6 protein-coding genes are annotated in these 5,572 nt (G+C 54.6%); all 6 read left to right on the forward strand.

What is annotated here, in order from left to right; translation table 11 throughout:
* The first annotated feature begins 49 nt into the window (after nt 1-49).
* On the forward strand, nt 50-328 hold the full coding sequence (locus HMPREF9163_RS11330; protein ID WP_037347163.1) for a hypothetical protein: 279 nt from the start codon (nt 50-52) through the stop codon (nt 326-328).
* A gap of 166 nt (nt 329-494) precedes the next feature.
* Nucleotides 495-1,454 carry an amidoligase family protein gene (locus tag HMPREF9163_RS11335; RefSeq protein ID WP_009441949.1) on the forward strand — a complete coding sequence of 320 codons (960 nt, stop codon included), beginning with the start codon at nt 495-497 and terminating at the stop codon, nt 1,452-1,454.
* A 77-nt stretch (nt 1,455-1,531) separates the two neighbouring features.
* A complete protein-coding gene (locus HMPREF9163_RS11340) occupies nt 1,532-1,996 on the forward strand; it encodes a gamma-glutamylcyclotransferase family protein (RefSeq protein WP_009441950.1) in 465 nt (154 codons plus the stop codon).
* Between the two features lie 74 nt (nt 1,997-2,070).
* Nucleotides 2,071-4,692, forward strand: a complete 2,622-nt coding sequence (locus HMPREF9163_RS11345; RefSeq protein WP_009441951.1) for a terminase TerL endonuclease subunit — start codon at nt 2,071-2,073, stop codon at nt 4,690-4,692.
* Nucleotides 4,693-4,796: 104 nt separating this feature from the next.
* Nucleotides 4,797-5,123: a hypothetical protein gene (locus HMPREF9163_RS11350; RefSeq protein ID WP_037347159.1), complete on the forward strand. Its 327-nt coding sequence runs from the start codon at nt 4,797-4,799 to the stop codon at nt 5,121-5,123.
* 99 nt (nt 5,124-5,222) lie between these two features.
* Nucleotides 5,223-5,572: phage portal protein (locus HMPREF9163_RS12625; RefSeq protein ID WP_037347161.1), on the forward strand; the 350-nt coding region annotated here is incomplete at its 3' end.

The raw sequence follows: 5,572 nt of genomic DNA on the forward strand, positions 1-5,572 counted from the left end.
ATATATACACATGACGAAGGGAACAACCTACACAAAGGAGGAAACGAAAATGAAAAGCGCAGAAGCAAGATGGCCGAAGACCACCACGATGGAGCACCTCGATGAGATGCGGTTCGGGACGAGCGGCGCGATCCTTCGCTACGGCGAGCAGATCCTTGTCGTCGGGATGGAGTGTTGGGGCTTCCACGCAGCCGTCTACGAGATGGTCGAAACGCCGGAGGAGACGGGATTCGCGGACATCGAATGCCGCCTGAACCTCGTCGAAGCCGCCACCGAGCTTTTCGAGGACGGCGGGCACGCGATGGCTTGGTGCATGAAGCGCATCTAAGCCGCACCAAACAACAAAACAGCCCTTCGGGGCTGCTTCTCGTTGCACCGTATGATTCTTCCAAGCGTCAAGTATACCCCAATATTCGCTTGCTATATGTGGCTTTTAGAGTGATGTATATACACGAGAAAAGCCCATAAGACAGCGAAGAAAGGGGAGCTTCCAAATGAAAGCGGAAACGGCACGGCAGATTGCAGACATGAAAAGGCAGACCATCGGGGTGGAAGTCGAGATGTACGGCATTACCCGCAGGGACGCCGCCGGGATTGCGGCAGAATTCTTCGGTACGGGACGCTTCGAGGATACGGCATATCGCAACGGCTACTGCACATGGAGTGCCTGGGACGCGCAAGGGCGCGAGTGGAAATTCCAACGCGATGTCAGCATCGACGCCGCCGGCAGCGCAGAGCAGACCGAACTTGTCACGCCCATCCTCCGCTACGAGGACATCGAACTCCTGCAGGAACTTCTGCGCAGACTGCGCCATGCAGGAGCAAAGAGCAACCCCGCCCATATGTGCGGCGTACACATCCACATCGGCAAGGACGACCACACGGCGCAGACCCTCCGCAACCTCGCCAATTTGATGGCAAGCCACGAAACCCTCCTGATCGCCGCGATGCGCATCGACCAAAGCCGCATCGGACGCTACTGCAGGACAGTGGATCGAATCTTCCTCGACCGGCTCAACAAAGAAAAGCCACAGACAATGGAAAAGCTCGCAGACATCTGGTACGAAGGGAATTGTGCCGCATACGGCAGAGGACATCACTACAACGGCTCACGCTACCATTGCCTCAATCTCCACGCTACCTTTACGAAAGGCACCATCGAATTCCGCCTCTTCCAATTCGCCAATCCCACGGCAGAGCGCAAGGGAGGCATCCACGCAGGGGAAATCAAGAGCTACATCCAGCTTTGCCTTGCCCTTTCCGAAATGGCAAAGACAGTAAGGACGGCAAGCCCCAAAGAACCACAGCGGGAGAACCCGAAATTCGCAATGCGGACATGGCTGATGCGCCTCGGCTTCATCGGCGGGGAATTCGCCACGGCGCGGGACATCCTCACGAGGAACCTTGCAGGCGATGCCGCTTTCCGCTTCGGCAGGAGCACCCCTTCGGCATAAATGCCAAAGACCCGACACTGCCCGCCTTCTGGCGGGCTTGGGGCGGTAGAAGAGATGTTCCTTCGGAAGCGGAAAGGATGATGAAGATGAAAACGAAGATTTACATCGCTTACGGCTCGAACATGGACGAGCGGCAGATGGCGTTTCGCTGCCCGGAGGCGGAGCTTCTGGGGACGGGACTCCTCGAAGGCTGGCGGCTCATGTTCAAGGGGAGCAAGACGGGAGCGTATGCGACGATTGAGAAGGAGAAAGGACAAAGAGTTCCAATTCTGCTGTGGCGTATTTCAGAAAAGGACGAGGAACGGCTTGACCGCTACGAGGGATTCCCGACGTTCTACTACAAACGGACAGTCCAAGCCGTGAAAACCGATGCGGACGGAAAGCCCTGTGGTAGAACACACGGTATGGCGTACATCATGCACGAGGAACGCAAACTTGGACTGCCCACCGTCGATTATCTTACCGTCCTTGATGAAGCCTATCGGAAATTTGGCTTTGACGAGGAAATCCTCGCTGCAGCATACGAGTATAGCAACAAATAGACAAATACACAATTTACCAAGAACCGCCTGCGGGCGGTTTTCTCGTTTGCATACACTTGGAAGGAGGTGACTTCATGCGGAAACTGACGGACTACAAGCCGACGAGGTTCATGGCAGAGAACGCGCATTATGACAAAGCCGCTGCGAACTATGCCGTGGGCTTCATCGAGTGTCTGTGTCACACGAAGGGGACGTGGGCAGGAAAGCCCTTCGAACTCATCGACTGGCAGGAGCGGATCATTCGTGACATCTTCGGCATCCTCAAGCCGAACGGTTATCGGCAGTTCAATACGGCATACGTCGAGATTCCCAAGAAACAGGGAAAACAGCTTGCTCTCGATACGAAAATCCCTACCCCGAGTGGATTTACCACGATGGGTGATATTCGTGTCGGAGATATCGTTTTTGATGAAAACGGACAGCCCTGCCGTGTTGTCGCCAAAAGCGATGTGGATGATACGGAGCAAGCCTATCGGCTGACCTTCCGCGACGGTTCCTCCATCGTCGCGGGAGAGCGTCATCTCTGGAATGTGGATTACATCATCGGCGAGCCGCGATCCGTCCTTTGGACAACGGGTGAAATCTACCATCGGGCGATGAAACACAGAGAAAAATATCGGGATAACGAGAAGGAGGCACGTCGCTCCATCATCCGAATCCCTGTGGCAAAGCCGTTGAATCTCAGGGTGTGCGATCTTCCTGTTGATCCGTATATTTACGGATACTGGCTCGGCAACGGGTGTGCCACCAAGCCCGAAATTACTATCTGTGATAAGGACGTACAGGCGGTCACACAGAATGTGCCGTATGTTCCATACAACAGCATCCCTCAGCCGGGAAGTGTGCGCGTGTACTATGAGGAACTAAAGAGTATCCTCGTACCGACATTCCGCGATAAGGTGATCCCAGTCGCATATCTTAGAGCCTCGGAGCGACAGCGATGGGAACTCCTGCAAGGGTTGATGGATTCTGACGGATGTATCGGCAGTCGGAAAGCGCAGAGCGTTTACGTCAGCACCATCGAGCAGCTTGCCGAATCAGTACGCGAACTCTTGTGGAGTCTCGGCATCAAGAATGCCATGACGGAAGCACCGTCTACGCGATGTGGAAAGCCGACGGGGGAGACATTATACATCATACGATTCACCACATTTGACGATCAACCGACATCAAAACTGCATCGGAAAATCTGCCGGAAACGGGAGCGGGTTAAGGAAACTCGCTCCTGTTTTCATTATCTGGCAGACATCGTGCCGCTCAAAGAGTGTGTCCCCATGCAGTGCATTCAGGTGGACAGCGCGAGTCATTGTTATCTGGTAGGGGAATCCTTCGTTCCAACCCACAACAGCGAACTCGCGGCCGCGGTTGCACTGCTTCTTTGCTGCGGCGATGGGGAGGAGCGTGCCGAGGTTTACGGCTGCGCCGCTGACCGTCAACAGGCGAGCATCGTGTTTGAGGTCGCAGCAGACATGGTGCGTATGTGTCCCGCACTCAGCAAGCGAGTAAAGATTCTTGCCTCCCAGAAGCGCATGGTATATCTGCCAACGAACAGTTTCTATCAGGTGCTTTCGGCAGAGGCATATTCAAAGCACGGCTTCAACATTCACGGCGTGGTGTTCGATGAGCTGCATACACAGCCGAACCGCAAGCTCTTTGACGTTATGACGAAGGGCTCGGGCGATGCGCGGATGCAGCCTCTTTATTTCCTTATCACCACAGCAGGAACGGACACGCAGTCTATCTGCTACGAGACACATCAGAAAGCAGTGGATATTCTAGAGGGGCGAAAGATCGACCCGACCTTCTATCCTGTGATCTACGGAGCGAAGGAGGATGAGGATTGGACAGACCCGGAGGTCTGGAAACGGTCGAATCCGTCCCTCGGGATTACGGTCGGCATTGACAAGGTACAGGCGGCGTGTGACTCTGCACGGCAGAACCCTGCCGAGGAGAACAGTTTTCGTCAGTTGAGGCTGAATCAGTGGGTGAAGCAGTCCGTTCGGTGGATGCCAATGGACAAATGGGATGCGTGTGCCATACCCGTGGATGTAGAAGCCCTCACGGGGCGCGTCTGCTACGGTGGTCTTGACCTTTCCTCTACGATGGACATTACGGCGTTTGTCCTCGTGTTCCCTCCGACGGAGGAGGATGAGCCGTTTGCCGTGCTTCCGTATTTCTGGATTCCCGAGGAGAACATCGACCTTCGTGTGCGGCGTGACCATGTGCCGTATGACGTGTGGGAGAAGCAGGGCTTTCTTATGACCACCGAGGGAAATGTGGTGCATTACGGATTCATCGAGGCGTTCATCGAGAAACTGGGCGAGAAGTACAACATCCGCGAGATTGCCTTTGACCGATGGGGCGCGGTACAGATGGTGCAGAATCTTGAGGGGATGGGATTCACCGTCGTACCGTTCGGGCAGGGCTTCAAGGATATGAGTCCGCCGACCAAAGAGCTGATGAAGCTGACGCTGGAAAAGAAAATAGCGCACGGCGGGCATCCCGTCATGCGCTGGATGGCAGACAACATCTTCATACGCACCGATCCTGCGGGGAACATCAAGGCAGACAAGGAGAAATCCACCGAGAAGATCGACGGTGTGATTGCTCTTATCATGGCACTCGACCGTGCGATCCGCTGTGGAAATGATACGTCGGAATCGGTGTATGAGAGTCGCGGCATATGGGCATTTTAGGGCGATTGTATACGCACATATGGCCTTGCTATTTCTGTGATAGTACGGGAATATACACATACCGAAGGGGAAAACCGAAGAACCAAGAAACGGAGGAAAAGAAAATGAACAAGCAGGAAATCGCCAAGGTCATCGAGAGCAAGGCTGCCGAGTATGGACTCAAGCTGCAGGAAAACACGATGGGCTGGGCAAACGAGAGCAACCAAGACAGCTACATCCGCATCGAGGTTCGCAAAGAGAGGGATTATGACAAGACGGATTGGGAAGCCCGCAAGGTTTTCTGGGAAATCAAAGCCAACGCCGGCATTTGCCAGATGGGCGGAGATCCAACGCCGGAGGAACTTTTGAAAGCCGCCGACGAGATTGCGCGGGGGGCAAGATTCACAGCCGCAATCAACAGCATGGAGCTTTCCTGCATCGAAAACTTCTAAAACCGAAATGAGGGAGCGCCGCTCGAAAGGGCGGTGCTCTTGCTCTCATCATCTTCTGTGGTAAGGCTTTTTCATACCGTTTTGGAAATGGAGGTTTCCATGAACTTCTTCACAAAACTCTTTCGTTCGCGGGACAAGCCCATGAATCACCTCGGCGGTTTGTCCTTTTTGTTTGGGCAGACTGCGGCAGGCAAGGCGGTCAACGAACGGACGGCAATGCAGACAACGGCGGTCTATGCTTGTGTCCGTATTCTCGCGGAGTCCATCGCAGGGCTGCCGCTTCACGTCTACGTCTACAAAGAACAGGGCAAGGAGCGCGTGCCGGAGCACCCGTTATACTTCCTGCTCCACGATGCGCCGAATCCCGAGATGACGAGTTTCGTCTTTCGTGAGACGCTCATGGCACATCTCCTCCTGTGGGGGAATGCTTATGCACAAATTTTGCGGGA

This window comes from Selenomonas sp. oral taxon 138 str. F0429 (genome assembly GCF_000318175.2).
In the GTDB taxonomy this organism is placed as follows: domain Bacteria; phylum Bacillota; class Negativicutes; order Selenomonadales; family Selenomonadaceae; genus Centipeda; species Centipeda timonae.